General features: G+C 60.4%; 19 protein-coding genes and 1 pseudogene. 13 read left to right on the top strand and 7 right to left on the bottom strand.

The window, feature by feature from the left end; all coding sequences use genetic code 11:
- Window position 1 precedes the first annotated feature (1 nt).
- The 9 genes from ASE11_RS24970 to ASE11_RS24925 all read left to right on the top strand — a co-directional run bounded on the left by ASE11_RS24970 (window position 2) and on the right by ASE11_RS24925 (window position 7387).
- Window positions 2-553 (top strand): hypothetical protein, encoded by a 552-nt coding sequence (locus ASE11_RS24970; protein WP_200959416.1) that lies wholly within the window; start codon window positions 2-4, stop codon window positions 551-553.
- Window positions 554-577: 24 nt separating this feature from the next.
- Complete coding sequence (locus ASE11_RS24965) at window positions 578-1423, top strand: restriction endonuclease (protein WP_082586023.1); 846 nt, start codon at window positions 578-580, stop codon at window positions 1421-1423.
- A gap of 315 nt (window positions 1424-1738) precedes the next feature.
- Window positions 1739-2851, top strand: coding sequence for a tyrosine-type recombinase/integrase (locus ASE11_RS24960; protein ID WP_162258090.1), 1113 nt, complete (start codon window positions 1739-1741; stop codon window positions 2849-2851).
- 157 nt (window positions 2852-3008) lie between these two features.
- Entirely contained in the window at window positions 3009-3461 is a 453-nt protein-coding gene (locus tag ASE11_RS26075; RefSeq protein ID WP_156406492.1) for a hypothetical protein, read from the top strand.
- Between the two features lie 422 nt (window positions 3462-3883).
- Entirely contained in the window at window positions 3884-4114 is a 231-nt protein-coding gene (locus ASE11_RS26195; RefSeq protein WP_056278530.1) for a hypothetical protein, read from the top strand.
- Window positions 4115-4138: 24 nt separating this feature from the next.
- Complete coding sequence (locus ASE11_RS24945; RefSeq protein WP_056278528.1) at window positions 4139-4609, top strand: hypothetical protein; 471 nt, start codon at window positions 4139-4141, stop codon at window positions 4607-4609.
- Window positions 4610-4621: 12 nt separating this feature from the next.
- Complete coding sequence (locus ASE11_RS24940) at window positions 4622-5203, top strand: RES family NAD+ phosphorylase (protein WP_082586015.1); 582 nt, start codon at window positions 4622-4624, stop codon at window positions 5201-5203.
- A 194-nt stretch (window positions 5204-5397) separates the two neighbouring features.
- Entirely contained in the window at window positions 5398-6492 is a 1095-nt protein-coding gene (locus tag ASE11_RS24930) for a hypothetical protein (protein WP_156406491.1), read from the top strand.
- Between the two features lie 196 nt (window positions 6493-6688).
- On the top strand, window positions 6689-7387 hold the full coding sequence (locus tag ASE11_RS24925; RefSeq protein ID WP_156406490.1) for a hypothetical protein: 699 nt from the start codon (window positions 6689-6691) through the stop codon (window positions 7385-7387).
- Between the two features lie 108 nt (window positions 7388-7495).
- Here the strand turns inward: ASE11_RS24925 and ASE11_RS24920 are convergent, their stop codons facing one another.
- Window positions 7496-7882, bottom strand: a complete 387-nt coding sequence (locus ASE11_RS24920; protein WP_056278518.1) for an HU family DNA-binding protein — start codon at window positions 7880-7882, stop codon at window positions 7496-7498.
- Between the two features lie 296 nt (window positions 7883-8178).
- Here ASE11_RS24920 and ASE11_RS24915 point away from each other — a divergent pair, with 296 nt between their 5' ends.
- Window positions 8179-9705: a Fic family protein gene (locus tag ASE11_RS24915; protein WP_056278516.1), complete on the top strand. Its 1527-nt coding sequence runs from the start codon at window positions 8179-8181 to the stop codon at window positions 9703-9705.
- Window positions 9706-10022: 317 nt separating this feature from the next.
- On the opposite strand, the gene ASE11_RS27030 is transcribed toward ASE11_RS24915, so the two are convergent.
- Window positions 10023-10253: a hypothetical protein gene (locus ASE11_RS27030; protein WP_056278513.1), complete on the bottom strand. Its 231-nt coding sequence runs from the start codon at window positions 10251-10253 to the stop codon at window positions 10023-10025.
- Window positions 10214-10960 (bottom strand): HAD-IC family P-type ATPase, encoded by a 747-nt coding sequence (locus ASE11_RS24905; RefSeq protein ID WP_056278510.1) that lies wholly within the window; start codon window positions 10958-10960, stop codon window positions 10214-10216. Before ASE11_RS24905 ends, ASE11_RS27030 begins: the two co-directional genes overlap by 40 nt.
- A gap of 718 nt (window positions 10961-11678) precedes the next feature.
- On the opposite strand from ASE11_RS24905, the gene ASE11_RS24895 reads away from it, so the two are divergent.
- The 3 genes and pseudogenes from ASE11_RS24895 to ASE11_RS24885 form a co-directional block, all read left to right on the top strand.
- Complete coding sequence (locus ASE11_RS24895; RefSeq protein ID WP_056278503.1) at window positions 11679-12155, top strand: hypothetical protein; 477 nt, start codon at window positions 11679-11681, stop codon at window positions 12153-12155.
- Window positions 12156-12166: 11 nt separating this feature from the next.
- Window positions 12167-12454, top strand: a complete 288-nt coding sequence (locus tag ASE11_RS24890; RefSeq protein ID WP_056278500.1) for a heavy-metal-associated domain-containing protein — start codon at window positions 12167-12169, stop codon at window positions 12452-12454.
- Window positions 12455-12501: 47 nt separating this feature from the next.
- Window positions 12502-13224: pseudogene (locus ASE11_RS24885) on the top strand (heavy metal-binding domain-containing protein); the annotation flags it as partial.
- Window positions 13225-13371: 147 nt separating this feature from the next.
- Here ASE11_RS24885 and ASE11_RS24880 read toward each other — a convergent pair.
- The 4 genes from ASE11_RS24880 to ASE11_RS24865 all read right to left on the bottom strand — a co-directional run bounded on the left by ASE11_RS24880 (window position 13372) and on the right by ASE11_RS24865 (window position 16468).
- Entirely contained in the window at window positions 13372-13911 is a 540-nt protein-coding gene (locus ASE11_RS24880; RefSeq protein WP_200959415.1) for a TetR/AcrR family transcriptional regulator, read from the bottom strand.
- Window positions 13912-13945: 34 nt separating this feature from the next.
- Window positions 13946-15007, bottom strand: a complete 1062-nt coding sequence (locus ASE11_RS24875; RefSeq protein WP_056278493.1) for a flavin monoamine oxidase family protein — start codon at window positions 15005-15007, stop codon at window positions 13946-13948.
- Between the two features lie 130 nt (window positions 15008-15137).
- Window positions 15138-15806, bottom strand: a complete 669-nt coding sequence (locus ASE11_RS24870; RefSeq protein ID WP_056278601.1) for a cupin domain-containing protein — start codon at window positions 15804-15806, stop codon at window positions 15138-15140.
- Window positions 15807-15847: 41 nt separating this feature from the next.
- Window positions 15848-16468, bottom strand: coding sequence for a glutathione S-transferase family protein (locus ASE11_RS24865; RefSeq protein ID WP_056278490.1), 621 nt, complete (start codon window positions 16466-16468; stop codon window positions 15848-15850).
- Between the last annotated feature and the right edge of the window lie 2 nt (window positions 16469-16470).

Raw genomic sequence — 16470 nt, 5'->3', positions numbered from 1 at the left:
AATGCAGGCAGGCGACCGAGGAATCGGCATGGGCTATACGGGATTCATCGATAGGTTTGAGGCAATCTGCCACGAACACTTGCAGGAAGGACGCGCCAGAGCATTTGCATTCGTCTTTTATGACATGACCAATGGTGTCGTGCGTCGCGCCCTTAGCGATGCTCATGGCTTCCGGCTGCTCCACGAGAAGACCGGCAAAGACATCACGCTCTTCTATCTGCATGATCGTGCGATCGAGGCTCACTGGCGCAGCTTCAACAAAACTTTCATGGAGGCGCTGGGGGTTGAGGAGCAAGCGACGCCGCCATGCATGGTGTTCTTTCGCGTGCATGGGGAGAACATCGAGGACGTTTCGATCTACCGCATCGATGAGCAGACCACAGATCCGGTTCTTGTCGTCGCCGAGCTGGAGCAGTATGTGGACGATGCCATCAAGCGTCTGAACGCCGAAGGCTACGTTTCCGCGTTGTCCGCGCTAGGCGACCTGATCGCCCGGGTCGGGACTCTGTCCAAGGTGGGCGAATTCCTGCTCAAGCTCAAAGGAGCTGTCTAAATGTCAAATATTCGATCACTTGACATGAAGTTTCTCGACGACTTGTTCGAGATGAACAGCGGCTATGTCCTCGACTTCTCCGACCGCAGCATGACGCGCTTCTTCGCCGAAGAATTGAACGTCGACATTGACGATGAAGCCTACCGGGAACATGGCTCCTCAAAGGCCAGGCGACTTCGGTGCTACTTGAACAAAGTCGACCTGGCCACCTCGGTCAAGACGTTGCGGACCCTGTGGGATTACCGCGAAGGGATTCGGAAGCACCGCGAACGTGAGGAATGGGTGTCAAACGCCGAGGGGCGATTCTTCTCGCTTTTGAATCGCATGCAGGGCAAGCCCGATGCCGTTCCTGCGGGGGAGCCGCTTAAAGCGGCCTTTGACCTGCCGAAGGTTCTCGCATTGAAGCAACGGTTGATTGATCTTTCTGCTATGGAGCCGCATCCACGCGGCTACGCATTCGAGGTATGGATGCGTGATGCGTTCAATTTCTATGGGTTGGAGGCCCGCGAGCCCTTTCGGAACAAGGGTGAGCAGATCGACGGCAGCTTTGTCTTGCAGGGTGAGACCTATCTGCTCGAAGCGAAGTGGGAATCGGCGAAGACCAGCGCTGCCGACCTGCACGCGTTTCACGGGAAGCTAGAGCAGAAGGCAGCGTGGGCGCGAGGGCTGTTCGTTAGCAACAGCGGCTTCACCGAAGATGGCTTGGTCGCCTTCGGACGCGGGAAGCGCGTCGTCTGCATGGATGGTCTCGACCTCTTCGACGCGCTTGATCGCGAACTGCCGCTCAACCTCGCGATCGACCGGAAGGTTCGGCGTGCGGCGGAAACTGGCCTTCCGTTCGAGAGGATTCGCGACCTCTTTTCACGTTGACGTCGCGGCCATACGCTCGCTGGCTTACGGCAGGCGTCCGCTTTCTTTGCGAGCCGATGTCTGCTGTGATCGACCGTGCTCAGCTCTTGACGTATTGAAAACGCATGTTATCGATACAGGGACCCCCAGAGTTTTCTGCACCGTGCAGGGAAGGGGAGACACCCAACTTCGATGCATTCACACGAACAAATTCCCGACCGTGTTTCCTCTCACATCTACGGCCTCCACTGCGACGCCGAGTGCAGCCCAGGGCTGAACCTCAAGCGAGACCCTGAGCGAGACAGCGCCGCAAGACGCTTCGCGCAACTGGGCCTCATGACCATCGAGACCCAGTGGCTTGCCAACTTCGCCAGCGCCTGCACCCGGCGCGCCTACGCCGCCGACGTGCGAGATTTTGCGGCGTTTTCGGGGTTGCAAACCCCGTGCGAGTTGCTGCAGGTCGCGCGCTCCCATGTGCTGGCTTGGCGCCACCACCTGCAGACCCAAGGCCTGTCGCCGAGCACCCAACGCCGCAAGCTCGCAGCCCTGTCCTCGCTGCTGGAGCATCTCGTCGATGAGCAGCTCATCCCCACGAACCCGGCACGCGGCGTGCGCAGGCCGCGCCTGGAAAGCCACGAGGGAAAGACGCCAGCTCTTTCTTTGGAGCAAGCCCAGGCTCTGCTGGAGGCGCCTGATGCGCACACGCTCAAGGGCGTGCGAGACCGTGCGATCTTGGCCGTTATGCTGTTGGGCGGTCTGCGCCGCGCGGAGGTCGTCACTCTTCGCGTGCGGGATTTTGATTGTCAGCGCGCGGGTGTGTCGCACCTGCGAGTGCTCGGCAAGGGTGGCAAGACACGGTTCATTGCCGCCGCACCCCTCATGCGCGATAGGGTGCAGCACTACCTGGCGATGAGGGGCGCGGAGCCTCAAAGCGATGAGCGGCTGTTCGTGCGGATGAAGGCAGTCCGCCGTCACTCCGGTGCCGGGTGCGATGTCAATCCTCAAGGTCGTCATATTGAGGAGGAGGGTGAGTTCTCGAACGAAAGAGGGGGCACGGCGCAACGCACAAGCACGCCCCCAGCCATCAAGCCGCACACCGCGGCGTTCGAGCGCGGCTCGGAGGGTACCCAAAATCTGCAGATCAACGCTTCTCAGCATTCGCGGCGTCAGAGGCAGGCCGGCACTGCACTCAAATCTGCTGGGCTCACTGCTGGCGCTGTTGCCCAGCGCATTGTGCAACCCTACTTGGCGCAGATCGGCGTGGTGGGGGATCGGTTTTCTGCGCATGCGCTGCGGGTCACGGCCGCCACGCTCGCTTTGCGTGAGCGCGCCGACCTCAACGAAGTACGGCATTTCCTGGGGCACGCCTGCATCACAACAACCACCGCCTACGACAGGCGTTGGAGCGATGAGAACCAGCCAGTGAGCCTGTTGCTTCCGTTGGGCTGAGGTCCTCGGCGGCAGGGGGCCTGAGGCAGTGCAGTGTGTGTCGATGCCCATCTCATATTGGTCATCGACATCTGAGCGAGAGGATCTGAAAAAAGAGGATCTTGTGGACTTGACGTGGAGAGATTTCGTGAGAGCTTGGATGAAAGGAGATCACGAAATGACAACCGTAGCGACCAAACCATCCCATTGCGTTGAACCAAAATTCACCACCGAATGCTCGCATAAACGCATATCCAGATGCACGCCCGAGGTCGGTCTCGTGCACCGTATCGACGTCGGTATCCACATGCTCGCCACCGAGCGTCTCATCATCGAGTTGCGCAGCATGGACGCAGGCGAACTGACCACCCTCTATTCTTGGGTGGGTCGGGTTGTCGATCCGGCGTGGGTGCGCACTCTCATTGCAAATCCACAGGAGCTGGAGTGGCGCGATGTCCGGCGCAACCATCTTCGTGGGGGTGAGTCGTACGCCCGTCAACACACACTGTATGTGCATATCTACGCACCTTACGAACCTCGCGCGAGCGACGCGAACACCCATGAGCGTGTTCAGCGTCGCTTCCTCGATTGGTACGTCTCAGGGGTTGCCAGTACTTCACGTCAATCCTGAGCGTGGTGTCCGCAAAAGATTGAGCGCGACCATTTTCCAAGTTAAACAGCTGCGTTTTGCTAATAACGGTTAGGCACCCGTGGTTCTTAAATGCCAATTTTTTCCAGGCCGCGCCGCCCGTGCCGGACAACCGAATCTTTAAACGCGAGCGTCTAGGAGTGGTTGGCGCACCGTCGTCGAGCTGCACACATAGGCCGATGAGATTGCCGAACTTTACGAACTTGACGTAAAAATCGAAGTGACCGAAAATGTTTTCACGCGCTGCAACGAGGCAGCTCGTGAACCGGAGAGCACACATGCTGACTTGGGACGAACCCACGAAATCTGGCCACCCTGCGAGGTCCAGCGTCTTTGCCTGTTACCAAATCATTCGCCGCAATGGGGCCGTCGTATCGTTTGAGCCCTCAAAAATCGCCTTAGCCATGATGAAGGTGTTCCTGGCGGTGCGTGCCACCAGCGAGTTTGCGCAGCGCACCTGTAGTCGGTGGCTTGACGATGTGTGGAACGCGCTCATTCCACCCAAGCGCAGTGCACCTGGGATTGCGAGAGCAACTGCGTGCGATCGGCCGCTCTCTGCGGCCTCGCACCAACGCCAGGCCAAGCAGCCTGGGTTCTTCGGCAGCAGCAAGCCCGACATGCGCAATGCACCCTGAACGGGTGCTCAAGACTCGATCGCCATGAACACATTGACTTCTCCTTTTTCTGTTGCCCTTGACTCTCTCACCCCACGTCGCTCCAGTACGGTCGACCCCTACGCCAGTGAGGCGCAGACGACTGTGTTGTTGCGCCGTGGTGCCGAGTACCGGCGCCAACGCATCAAAGCCTCGGACATGATCACGACTGAAGAAGCGGCTGAGCTAAGCGGGACGACCCGTGTGACGATCAACGCCTGGATCAAGAGTGGCCGCTGCATTGGAGTGACGCATCTGCGTCGTGGCTTCAAGATCCCGAAATGGCAGTTTGAGCCCTACGTGTTCCCCGTGATTCAGGCGCTGTCTGAAGCCCTGGGCACCACAGATGGGTGGCAAATGCTGTCGTTTCTGGAAACGCCGCACGAGGCACTTGACGGACTGGCGCCACGCATCGCCCTGGAGCAGGGCGTCCCTGGCCGGCACATCGTTGACCTGGCAACAGCAGAAGGGCATTGAGCTTGACTGCCCATGAAATTCAAAGATATCCAACCACTCGTTATAGAACTGCCTGCACCCCGCGTTTTTCATCGCGTCCAGTTGATTCGGCCCCGCGCCCACAGCGTTCGAATGAATGGCTTGTCGCTACCGCCGGTTGGCTTGATGCAGGGGCGCTTTTGTCTGTCCAGTGAGCCGGTGGCCTATCTGGCGGATAGCCCGCAGACGGCACTGTACGAATCGCTGCTCAGGCGCGAAACGGTGAGCAGAACCCTCTCGGAACTGCGCCGCAGATGCCTGGTCGAGTTCGTCACATCAGGGCCTCTGCGTTTGGCCGACGTGCGAGGCCTGGCCGAGCACTACCCTGTGCTGCAGGCGCTTCGTGTATCTCAAACACAGGAACTGGCCGCTGAATGCCGAGCCATGGCGCTGGATGGCGTGGTGTACGCTTCTGCGCAGCATCCCCAGCACGCCTGTCTCGCGCTGTTCACTTCCGGCATCGTCCGGCTCAGCAAGCGCAGCTCCCGGCGACTCGTCAAGCCGGGGACCAATCGGCTGCTGCAGGTGTTGCAAACCGCGTTATGGAGCTCGGGCGTGCCGTTGGACGAGCGTTGATCGTTGTCGGGAGGTGGTGAGCGGCTGCGCGCATGAGGCTGGGAGCATGGCGATGCTTGAACGCCTGCTCACAGCGTCCTCTTCTTGACACGCGACGGTTTCATACGCTGTACAGCGTATTTGGCATTTAGAGCGTATCATCTGCTCAGGCGCATCAATACGCTGTACAGCACTTCATCCACGGAGGTTGCGCCATGCTTCTGGAACGCCACGTCACCGAAAAGCTCCTCGATCACTTCCGCACAGCACTCAGTGAACGATTCCCGGTTCAGAGTATGGAGGTCGAGCACGAACCCAGGCTGCGCGACGGGCGCCGCGGTGACCTTGGTCTGGCGATCACCATCGACGGCGAGCAGAACCATGTCCTGGTTGAATTCAAGCGACACGCCTTTCCGCGGGATATCGAAGTGGCGCGAAGGCAACTCGCTGACCTCGCTGGCGCTGACCCGCGCATCAACCAGGTCATGGTCTGGGCGGAATCGCTCAGCGAAGGGGCCCGCAAATCGCTGGAGTCCGCCGGTATCGGCTACTTCGACGGCAGCGGCAGCCTCTCCATTCGGTTGGGCGCGCGCCAACTGCTCATCGACCGCCCCCCCCTGAAGCCCAGTTGGCGGGACGTAGGCTCTCTTTTCACTCCTGAACGCGAAAAAGTGCTGCACGCCCTGCTGCTGCACTGGGACGCCTGGCGCACAGGCTCCGACCTCGCGCAGGCGTCAGGTGCCAGCCCAAATACGGTCTCTGTGCTCATGCGCGAGTTGGAGAAGCGCGGCATGGTCCAGAGCGAAGGAAACGGGCGCAGTGTGCGCCGCCAGCTAACGGATCCAGAGGTCCTTCTGGACACATGGGCAAGGGACTGGGAGAGCAGAAAGGTCAGCAAGCCCCGCTGGTTCGCCTTCACCCAGAACCCGGCCTCCCTTGGGGAGACGCTGGCCAAACGTATGGGAGAAGGACATCACAATGACTGGGCCTTCACTGGACAGTACGCTGCGAACAGCATTGCGCAACTTCTCACCGCCGTCAGCGGCTATGACTTGATCGTGCCGCTAGGGGCGACCTCGGCTATTGCCGAGCATCTGGGACTCAAGCGCGCCGACAGAGGCTTTAACGTCACTCTCCACGAGTGCGAAGATTTCGCTCTGCAGCATCGCCTCCACCTGGCTGATCGATCGGGATGGTTTGCCAGCCCGGTTGTCCAATACTTGGAACTGGCAAACGCAGGCGGGCGCAGCGGGGAACTGGCAGGCCAAGTGAAGAAGCAACTTCTCGCTGGAGGTACACGCGATGTCTGACTCCAAGCCAGAAAGCGCGTCGGGCTATTCACTTGAAGTCACCGAGGCTTGTGAACAGGCGCTGGTCACCGTACTCGGGTGCATGGGCAGCCTGAAGGACACGGTACGGTTGGTCGGTGGACTGGTGCCCAGGTATCTCACCCCGGAGAGCCCGCCCGAGGTACCAGCGCACGCGGGCACCTCTGACCTTGATCTGGTGATCGACCTCGCCGTGATCGCCGCCGGCGAGGACTACACCCCCATCTCGACCCGCCTCAAAGAACGTGGGTTTTCGAAGATGAAAAGGGAGCAGGGCGGTGTGTCCTCATGGCAGTGGGAGGCCAAGACAGAGCGGGGCGTGCCGGTGCGCGTGGAGTTTCTGTGCGATGCGACTGGCGACGAACCTGCGCGGCTTCGCTCGCTGGGTGCGGAATCGATTTCGGCGATGGCCATCCCTCACATGTCGATTGCGCAAACCCTCTTTGAAACCAAAGAGGTGAAAGCGCAACTGCTGGACTGCAAGGGCATTGCCGTGGAGCGCATTCACTACGCCAACCAGCTGGCATTTGTTGTGCTCAAGGCCATCGCGTTCGACCAGCGCGGCGCGAACAAGGACGTGGGGGATCTCATCCACGTTTTGCAGTACGGCAGCGACTTGGAGGAGGGCGCTCGCGCGTTCGCGGCGCAGTTCAAACAAGGTGCCCACCGTGCTGCGCTGGAGAGCGCGTTGGACTGCCTTCGACGCAGCTTCTGCGCCCGCGGTGACACGGAGGGCCATTTCATGAAGGGCTCGGTCGCGTACGGCCGATTTCACAAGCCCGACAACGTCGACGAACGCCTGCAGTTGCAACTTCAGGCCAGTGCTCTGGTGGATATGTATGTACAGCTGGTCCAGGCGGAAATTGAAAAGGGCTGAGTCCGCGACGGCCCGCAAACGAAGCTTGGTACACGGCGAGGCTGGCCGCAGACTGCTCGAAAAGAGAAAGAGGGCACGATAGCCCCCTTTGCACGAGATCAGCGCCGATTACAGAGCGGCGTCCTTGACCTTCTTGAAGAAGCGAGCCTTGACCTTGACCGATGCGGGCTTGGCGGCAAACATGCGCTCGACCTTGGTGAATGGGTCAATTCCCTTGCGGGCCTTCTTGGCAGGCACGTGGGTGGCAGCGACTTTGAAGACGCCTGGCCAAGTGAACTCGCCCGCGCCCTTCTTGGACAAAGACGCGAGGATGGCCGCCTCCAGTGAGCCGAGCACGGCCTTGACCGTTTTGGGCTCGGCACCGGAGGCTTGCACCAGGTGGGCGACCAGCGTGGTCTTGTTGAAAGTTTCCTTGATCGGCTTGAGCACGCTCACCTGTTTGGTGACGGTCTTCTTCGCGGCTGCCTTGGGGGCTGCCTTCTTTGCAGTGGCCATTCTTTTGTGACTCCACGGTTGGGTAAATAGGACGCTGCGCCATTCGCGCAGTACGTGGAGTTTATGGCGGCAGGAGAGGCGCCTTTTTCTCGCATGGCATGAGTTGCTCAATCCATGTGCTGGTCTCGACACCGCAGCCGGTCTGTTGAGCGCCACAAGTGCGGCCTCTCAGTGGAACGTTGGTCGGCGGCTGTAGACGTTTTGCCGAACGATTGATAACATGTAGATGTTTTTCCAGTTTCAAAGATGTTCTGGCGATTGCAACGTCCTGCTGGTCGCTCCAACACACAAAACCCATGCCGCATCCCACTCCTCGCCTGTACTTGGGTTACGAGTCGTTAATCCGACGTTTCGGTTTGCGCGTGCCGCCTCTGCAGCGGATTTTTGTGGCGACCGAGCAGACGCTGGAAAGGCATACCTTCACCCCAGACGGCAGTGAGCGCATCGAGTTGCCTTTGAGGCGCCTGAGCGATCCCGAGGCGTATACGGGCCAACTCACCTTTGCGCTCAAGCGAGAGCACTTGAACCTGACGGTGCTGGGGGCGCTCTTTGAACATCAAGAGGCTCGTGACGGCGTACAGGAATGGCTGCATGCCATGCCCAGCTCGCGTTACTCTCGAATGGCTGGCCACCTCGTGGAATGGCTCTCTGAGCACAAGTTGGACTACGACATGCCCGCCGGCAACCCGCGAATTTTCTTGCTCGACCCGGTGCACCATGTTTGCGGGCCCAAGGTGCTGGACGCCAAGTTCGGCATCATCAACAACGTGCTTGGTGGTCGCGCTTACAGCCCGCTCGTTCGTCGAACGCCTCGACTTACTGCCTTGCTGGAGGAGGGACTTGCTGAGAAGGTGAAAACCGCCATGAGCAGCATCGAACCCGAGATGCTGGCCCGCGCGGTGGACTACCTCTACCTGTCCGAGACTCGCTCGACCTACAACATCGAAAACGAAATCCCCGACAGCCATCGCGCGGGCCGGTTTCGCAAGCTGCTGGAATCCGCCGGCGAACCCGGCCCACTCACGGAAGAGCAACTGTGTGCCTGGCAGAACCAGATCGTCAGCGACCACGCAGCGGAGTACCAGTACCGCCCCAAGCAGAACTGGTTGTCCCGTCCAGGGCGTATGCGCAACATCGCAGACTTCATTCCACCGCCCGTCGCACTGGTCGACCCCATGATGGATGACGTTGCCGCACTGGCAACAGCCGCGTCCGCCGGCGAGCTCGATCCTGTTGTCGCGGCCACTTGCGCCTCGTTCGGTCTGGTGTTTGTGCACCCCTTCTTTGACGGCAACGGGCGACTGCACCGGTTCTTGCTCCACCACGTGCTTCGCCAGGCTGGCTTCACCCCCGGGGGAGTCGTGCTGCCTTTGTCGGCCCGCATGCTGAGCCAGCTTGAGCGCTACTCGAAGCTGTTGAAGAGCTATTCACGCCCACGCACGGATCTGCTGGAATACATGCTGGACGGCGATAGCGCAACGATCCTGGTCAAGTCACCACAGCCGCGGTGGCTGTACGCTTACTTCGACGCAACCGACCTGTGCGAATTCATCCTGGAATGCTGCAAGCTGTGCGTTGAAGAGGATCTGCTGTCCGAGGTGATCTACCTGCGCGCTCACGACAACACGGTCAAGGACTTGGAAGCCTGGCTGGACATGCGCCAGTCCCAGCTGAATACCCTCATCGATGTCATCGTTCAGGGCAACGGCACGCTGTCCAAACGCAAGCGCAAACTGGCGGAAGGCCTGACCGATGAGCAACTTGCCAGGGTGGAGTCCGTCGTAGGCGAGCACTTTGCGGCATACATCGACGCCCGCGTCTGAGTAGATGTTTTTCCGTGGATGCGGACGTTGGTAGACAAATTTCCGCAGTCAAAGACGTTTTTTCAAGCGGTTGGTTTTGGAATGAACGTTTCGGCCACCGCTCGTGCTTCCGGGCTTGGCCCGTCCGAACCAAGGAATTTGCCGTATGACCTCTTGGTCGGCACGGTAAGGTCACGGCCCTGGTGTGCGTTTTCTGGTTATCTACCCAGCATGCTGCGCCTATGCACGACCCTGCACCTCGGCCGACATGCCGCGCCAGGGAACGTCGCTTACTTTGGTAGAGGAGAGCAACACTAGACTAGCTTCTTCGGCGGCGTTCATATGGCGCGCGCCAGCGGGTGCTCACTGCCGGCCTGGATAGCGGCGCTCCAGGACAGTAGACTATCTTCATGATCGGGCGCTGCCAGCGCCGTGACCAACGTCGACTTGCCTTCGGTGAACGTGCTCGCCTTGTCGATCGCGACGGTGTCGACACTGTGCGCGACCTCCAGAGTTTCGGCATCCTTGATCAGGATGCCTTGGCGAACGGCCACCCCGGTGCCGGCCATGCTGCCTGTGGACGTCGCAAGGTCCACGGCCCACGGCCCACGGCACGCGGACACGCGATCAACAGCACCACCGGAACAAGGACGGCACTCACGCGGTCAACGCTACGCTGTAGCGGGGCTTTCTCGGCCTGCGCCGACTCGACCATACGAACGATGCGCGAGAGCGTGGACTCCGCGCCCACCGCAGTGGTTTCCACCCGCAGCAGTACCCGGGCATTGAAGGCGCCGCCGGTGACCTTGTCGCCCGCGTGCTTGGCCACCGGCAGACTCTCGCCTGTGATCAGCGATTCGTCCACCCGGCTGGAGCCGATGGTGACTACACCGTCGACCGGAATACGCTCTCCCGGGCGCACCACCACGATGCCCCCGATCTTTACCTGCGAAATCGCAATATCCACGTTGCCATAAGGCATACGTGCGCGTGCCACCTTGGGCTTGAGGGTGTTGAGCGCCGCGATGACGGCGGTGGCATGGCGCTTGGCGCGCGACTTGAGCCATTTGCCCAGCAGAACCAGTGTGACGATCACCGCTGCGGCTTCGAAGTACGGGTGCGGCGTGCCGTGCTCCGCGTGCTTGAACAGCAGATAGACGCTCAGGCCGTATCCGGCGCTGGTACCCTGGGCCACCAACAGGTCCATGTTGCCGGCACCTGCTCGCACGGCATTCCAGCCCGCGCGGTAGAGGCGCGCGTCCAGCCAGTACTGCACCGGTGTGGACAGTGCCAGCCTTCCAGTCTGTTCGGTGGCGAACCGACCATCGTGCTGCGCCGCCGCACACTTTATTGGTCGGGGACCGTCTTCCGGCCAGCTTCCTTGATTTGCATCAAGACGGCTTGAGCCCACATGTTTAGCCTTGAATTGTTTCCACAGTTCGTCTTACCAAGATGCACATTCACCGCCGCTCGATGCGCCATGCCACCAGGATCATCCTGGCGGTGTGGCTGTTTGCATTGGGCGCCGGGGTGGCCAATGCCTGCCTCTTGAGCGAGCCTGACCACGGCGGTCACGATTCTTCAACGGTGTCACCACACCATGAATCGGTTGCACAAGGCCATCACCGCGCACAAAGCGACCCTGTTGATGCGGGATGCTTGAGGTTCTGTGATGAAGCACCGCTGGCCATCACCAAGGTCGATCAGCCCCTCGCCGACGGCAGTTCGGGTTGGGTGGGCGTGCTTTCGCGGACTGGGGCGCCAACCATGGCCACACCCACCGCAGTTCAGCTGCGGGTACACGCCACCAGACCCCCGCACATGGCTTCGCCCATCGCTGCGCGACCCCATCGTTTGACCTTGTAGACCGCTTCGCAGCCCATTGCGAAGAGCGCTCTTGCTGTCTGGGTCACCCAGATGGCGTCCCATCTCCTGTCTGGCATCCCCTTTGTTGCCGCCTGCGGCGGCTCCCCCATTCCTTCAAGAACACCATCATGAAAACCATCCACACCCTCCTCACGCTTTCGACCGCCGTCTTGCTGACCGCTTGCGCGAACCCCAACGCCCCGGCAGCGGGTCCCATGTCGGCGGCCAATGCAGATCAACACGCTGCGCATCTAGCAGCTGTGGCACCGTCTGGGGCGCCGTCAGCCATGCACGACCACATGAAAGACATGCAGGCCATGCGCGACAAGATGATGAATGCCAAGACGCCAGCAGAGCGCCAGGCCTTGATGGCCGAGCACATGAAAACCATGCACGAAGGCATGGCCATGATGAAAGGCATGAAGGGGATGGGCAGCATGCACGGCAAGGCGGGCATGCCGGGAATGGCGGGCATGAAGGACATGCCCATGGACATGTCCAAGCACCATCAGATGATGGAGATGCGCATGGACCTGATGCAGACCATGATGGAAATGATGATGCAGCGCATGCCGGATGGAACCATGCCGCCCGCCGGCAAGTGAAGGAGATCACGATGAACATCATCGATCTCGATGTGCAGGGCATGACCTGCGGTGCCTGCGTCCAGCGCGTCACGACGGCCCTGGCTCCAATCGACGGTGTGCAAGACGTCGCAGTGGATCTGCGAGCTGGCCGTGTGAGGGTCACAGCTGAGGCGAACGTGGCGCCATCGCAGCTGATTTCTGCATTGGCGGCAAGGCGCTACGAAAGCGAGGTGGTCACAAATGGCGCCCCGTCGGGTCAGGCAACCGACAGTCCGCCACCGCCAGCTGCGCCCAAGGGCGGTTGCTGCTGCAGTTGACCCCACCACGGGCTTGGCAAAGCCAGCCTGAAGATTGGAGCCATGCCATGGAGTCACATCGTCATCACGAACACCGTCACGCTGGAGGCCCGGGTGCGCCGGCCTCTCTACCTGTGACATCTCCGCTGGAGGGCACGGGCTACACCTGTCCGATGCATCCGGAGATCCGACAGGACCAGCCGGGCAACTGTCCCAAGTGCGGCATGTCGCTGGAGCCGGTCATGCCGGCGCTGGACGAGGCCGAGAACCCCGAGTTGCTCGATTTCCAGCGCCGCTTCTGGTGGACCCTGCCGCTCACGGTGGTGGTGGCCGTGTTGGCGATGTTCGGCCACAGCTTCGGCTGGTTCGAGATGGCGACCCAGAGCTGGATCGAACTCGTGCTCACCGTGCCCATCGTGCTGTGGGCCGGCTGGCCGTTTTTTGTGCGGGGCGCACAGTCGGTGCTGAACCGCAGCCCCAACATGTGGATCCTCATCAGCCTGGGCACGGGTTCGGCGTTTGTCTACAGCGTGGTGGCCACGGTGGCGCCCCAGGTGTTTCCCGATTCGTTCGTTTCGATGGGGCGCGTGTCGGTGTACTTCGAGGCGGCGGCGGTGATCATCTCGCTCACCTTGCTGGGCCAGCTGCTGGAACTCAAGGCGCGTGCGCAAACCTCGGCGGCCATTCGCTCGCTGCTGGGGCTGGCGCCCAAGACCGCGCGGCGCATCCAGCCCGACGGGCAGGAGGAAGACGTGCCGTTGGCCCATGTGCATGTAGGCGATAAATCTCGACCTCTTCATTGCTTCTCCTTGCGCCCCTTCGGGCTTGCCGGAAAGCAACCGTGCCTCTAGTTTTGAAAAGTCCGGAATTCGGGGGAGACGTCAGAATTAAAGGAAGAGGGCGAGTAGCCCAATAAAAGCGCACGAACTGGACCAAAGCTACTGACAACGGGCGTTCAGCAGTCGGGTTGCGACGTCAAACGCAACAAGGTCCTCTTCAGTACGCGCTGCGAGATGGGCACCTTCCAGCATGGCCAGGGTCGCGGGCGCCTCGTATGCCGGATCAAGGATTGCCGATATGGACCCGTCCCTTTGGCCGAGTTCGAACGTCGCAGTGATCCATTGCAGGATCATTGCGCGGACGGCGCTGACTTTGGCGATGACCACTTCAGACAAGCTTTCCCGGCTGGTTGAAAAGGCAACGCACAGACAAACGGTGCGGCCATCATCCAGGGCTGCTCGGTACAGGGCAATCAGGGCCTTGAGGCGTGCACCGGCGGTGGCGTGGGTTGCTTCGATCTCGGCCAGGCGATGCTGCAGGTTGGTCTGATATCGCTCGATCAATGCTTCGGAAAGATTGGCCTTGGTCGGAAAATGGTGGTGGATCGACGCTTTTCGAATGCCGATCGCCTCTGCCATATCGCCATAGCTGAAGCCGTCGAAACCCCGTGACCGGGCTGCGTGTTCAGCAAAATCCATCAGGGCGACTCTGGTGTCTCTGTTCGTTGTCATTTCACCTTTCTATGTGTCCTAGGTTTGCCAGCGCCAGCTCCGATGCTTCCAGCGCCCCCTCAAGGTATCCTCCGAATTTAGGCGCCACCTCGGTCCCGGCAAGGATCAAATCGCCATCCCAAAGTCCATTGAGAACGCGGGGCAAACCGTATTGCGAGTTGACATGTGGCGCCTGTGCGTCCAGTTCGGTCGCTGTCAAGCGGTCATAAGCCCAGTCCTTGAGACACAGAATACTTGGTGTGGCGGCTTCTGGTCCGAACAGACGGATCAACTGGGCCTGTATCTGTCGGCGCAGGGCCTGTTGGTCGGATCGCGCCCTGGGCGGCACGCCGATGAACCCGAAAAGGGCATAAGGCCCGCCTGAGGCCGGGCTGGCATCATGGATTTCGACCACCGGACCATGACGACTCATGGCATCACCGGAAAGGCCAGCCTCAAGCCAAAAAGGCCGATCATAGACAGCCACGGCCTTGGCATGGCCTGCCATCCAGGTTGCGATTCCCTCCAGCTCTGTCAACGCAGCGATTGGCAGCGTCGGCGTAAAGAACATTCTTACGGCCATGCGCGGGGGCAGGGCCAGAACCACCCGCCGTGCCTGGATGCTCACGCCATCCTCAGACGTTGCGATGATCCCCGGTGCTGCCCGGGTTAGCATACGGATCGTTGTCGAAACACGGCGTCGTTGCGCCGGAACCTCATTCTCAAGGGCCGCGATCAAGGCGCCCAACCCCCCCTCCAGCCGCCAGGCCCCCTGCATTGAGGCATACCCTCGTCCACGATGAACACGGCCCTGCTCATTCTCGAAGATCACATCGCCCTGACAGAACTGATCGAACCGGGACAGCCCTAAGCGTTCGGTGAGCGCTGCGATCCTGGGTTGTCCTGGCCAAAACCACGTGGGACCCAGATCAAAATGAGCGGCACCCTCGCGCACGGTCAGGATGCGACCGCCCAAGCGGTCACGCGCCTCGACCAAAAGGAAATCGCGGCCTTGTGCAGCAAGCTTTGCAGCCAAGGCCAGCCCGGACAGGCCACCACCGATGATCAGGGTATCGGTCAGCATCGCTCAAGACACCTCGCCAGCGAAGGACAACCGATTCGTCTTTGTTGGCCACACAGTCGTCACGATAGACACCCGCGGGTCGGTAGCGGTGGTGCTGTAAGCTCTGCCGGGGAATCTGCCGTAGCCATGGCTAAGCAGCGGGTGCTTTGGCAAATGGCAGGTGTCCTGTCTTCATCCAGATTTTCGCGCCATCGCCCGTCGCCATCGCGGACAAGCTTTGGCCTTCGGGCAGGCGCAGCCAAGTGTGCTTTCCCAGTATCTCGCCTTCCACGGTGAGAGCGCCGTTTATCACCAGCAGCTCTATCCCGCCGGACACCTCAGACTTCAGAGTTGCGCCCGCCTCAAGCCTGCTGTAACTGACGGTCTCACGATGGTCCTCATATAGCATTGCGCTGGCAATGCCATCCACCGGGGTGCCCAGTTCGGCTTCCATGTCCTTGCGAAACTGTGTGCGATCCGCCATGTCGAATTGCCATAATTTCACAAAGATCGTGCATCCCTCGTCAGAGCCTGGCGTATGGGACGTCGTTGGGGGGTTGCGCACATAGGTGCCGACAGGAAAATCACCGTGCTCGTCTTGAAACACTCCATCGAGCACGATGAACTCCTCGCCCCCCGTATGGGTATGTGCCGAGAACTTGCTGTCCGGCGCATACCGCACGATGGTCGTGGCGCGGGCAACTTCGCCCCCAATTCGGTCCAGCATGCGCCGCTCTACCCCCTTCATGGGCGAGGGTCGCCATTCCAACTCGCGCGAATGCACCACAACACGCTTGGAAAAATCTGCGTTGATCTCCATGAAACCCACTCCTTTGACCCCTACAACCCGGAGATCGCGCATTAACCGGCAATCGAAGGACGGGCTGCAACCTTTGCACGCCAAGCATGGAGATTGACCAGGGACTCGGGGATTTCAACCTTGGCGAAATCCGCAAACGCCAGACCCGCAAAGGCAGTGATGTCAGCGATAGAGAAGTTGTCGCCTGCGAGAAACTCATTTTCCGACAGAACGCTATCCAGATAGGCCATGGTAGCGCTAGCAACTTCCCTCTGCTTGTTGCCCCATTCGGCGCATTGCCAGGTCTCCAGATCCGGACCAAGGCCGGGAGTAGCGTGATGGAAATAGGCGCCGACCGCGTTCATCAAACCGTTTTCTGCCCGCAGATTCATCATCGTGATGCGGGCACGCTCCTTTGGGGTTGCGCCGGTTAGGGAAGGACCATCGAAAACGCCATCGATATATTCAGTGATGGCGTTGCACTGGGCGATACAGGTGCCGTCGTCAAGCTCCAGCAGGGGCACGGTAGCATCCGGATTTTTCGCTTTGAAAGCATCGCAGCGGTGCTCGCCGCTCATCACATCCACTGGGACGAATTCAACCTTGTCCGTTGCATCCTTTTCTGCCAGAGCGATGCGGACTCGCAGTGGGTTTGGAAAGCCTTTGATGTCGTAGATTTTCATTG

Source organism: Hydrogenophaga sp. Root209, assembly GCF_001428625.1.
Taxonomy (GTDB): Bacteria; Pseudomonadota; Gammaproteobacteria; order Burkholderiales; family Burkholderiaceae_C; genus Hydrogenophaga.
Note: the sequence above shows the minus strand (reverse complement) of the source record. Positions and strands in the feature narration are given on the sequence as shown.

What these genes read in the sequence shown, in the direction of transcription:
- ASE11_RS24870 (WP_056278601.1), bottom strand. Translation starts at nt 15,806, where the DNA reads ATGGAGATCAACGCAGATTTTTCCAAGCGTGTTGTGGTGCATTCGCGC.
- ASE11_RS24915 (WP_056278516.1), top strand. Translation starts at nt 8,179, where the DNA reads ATGCCGCATCCCACTCCTCGCCTGTACTTGGGTTACGAGTCGTTAATC.
- ASE11_RS24895 (WP_056278503.1), top strand. Translation starts at nt 11,679, where the DNA reads ATGAAAACCATCCACACCCTCCTCACGCTTTCGACCGCCGTCTTGCTG.
- ASE11_RS24890 (WP_056278500.1), top strand. Translation starts at nt 12,167, where the DNA reads ATGAACATCATCGATCTCGATGTGCAGGGCATGACCTGCGGTGCCTGC.
- ASE11_RS24920 (WP_056278518.1), bottom strand. Translation starts at nt 7,882, where the DNA reads ATGGCCACTGCAAAGAAGGCAGCCCCCAAGGCAGCCGCGAAGAAGACC.
- ASE11_RS26075 (WP_156406492.1), top strand. Translation starts at nt 3,009, where the DNA reads ATGACAACCGTAGCGACCAAACCATCCCATTGCGTTGAACCAAAATTC.
- ASE11_RS24940 (WP_082586015.1), top strand. Translation starts at nt 4,622, where the DNA reads ATGAAATTCAAAGATATCCAACCACTCGTTATAGAACTGCCTGCACCC.
- ASE11_RS26195 (WP_056278530.1), top strand. Translation starts at nt 3,884, where the DNA reads ATGATGAAGGTGTTCCTGGCGGTGCGTGCCACCAGCGAGTTTGCGCAG.
- ASE11_RS24880 (WP_200959415.1), bottom strand. Translation starts at nt 13,911, where the DNA reads ATGGATTTTGCTGAACACGCAGCCCGGTCACGGGGTTTCGACGGCTTC.
- ASE11_RS24875 (WP_056278493.1), bottom strand. Translation starts at nt 15,007, where the DNA reads ATGCTGACCGATACCCTGATCATCGGTGGTGGCCTGTCCGGGCTGGCC.
- ASE11_RS27030 (WP_056278513.1), bottom strand. Translation starts at nt 10,253, where the DNA reads ATGGCCGGCACCGGGGTGGCCGTTCGCCAAGGCATCCTGATCAAGGAT.
- ASE11_RS24930 (WP_156406491.1), top strand. Translation starts at nt 5,398, where the DNA reads ATGCTTCTGGAACGCCACGTCACCGAAAAGCTCCTCGATCACTTCCGC.
- ASE11_RS24945 (WP_056278528.1), top strand. Translation starts at nt 4,139, where the DNA reads ATGAACACATTGACTTCTCCTTTTTCTGTTGCCCTTGACTCTCTCACC.
- ASE11_RS24970 (WP_200959416.1), top strand. Translation starts at nt 2, where the DNA reads ATGCAGGCAGGCGACCGAGGAATCGGCATGGGCTATACGGGATTCATC.
- ASE11_RS24965 (WP_082586023.1), top strand. Translation starts at nt 578, where the DNA reads ATGAAGTTTCTCGACGACTTGTTCGAGATGAACAGCGGCTATGTCCTC.
- ASE11_RS24960 (WP_162258090.1), top strand. Translation starts at nt 1,739, where the DNA reads ATGACCATCGAGACCCAGTGGCTTGCCAACTTCGCCAGCGCCTGCACC.
- ASE11_RS24865 (WP_056278490.1), bottom strand. Translation starts at nt 16,468, where the DNA reads ATGAAAATCTACGACATCAAAGGCTTTCCAAACCCACTGCGAGTCCGC.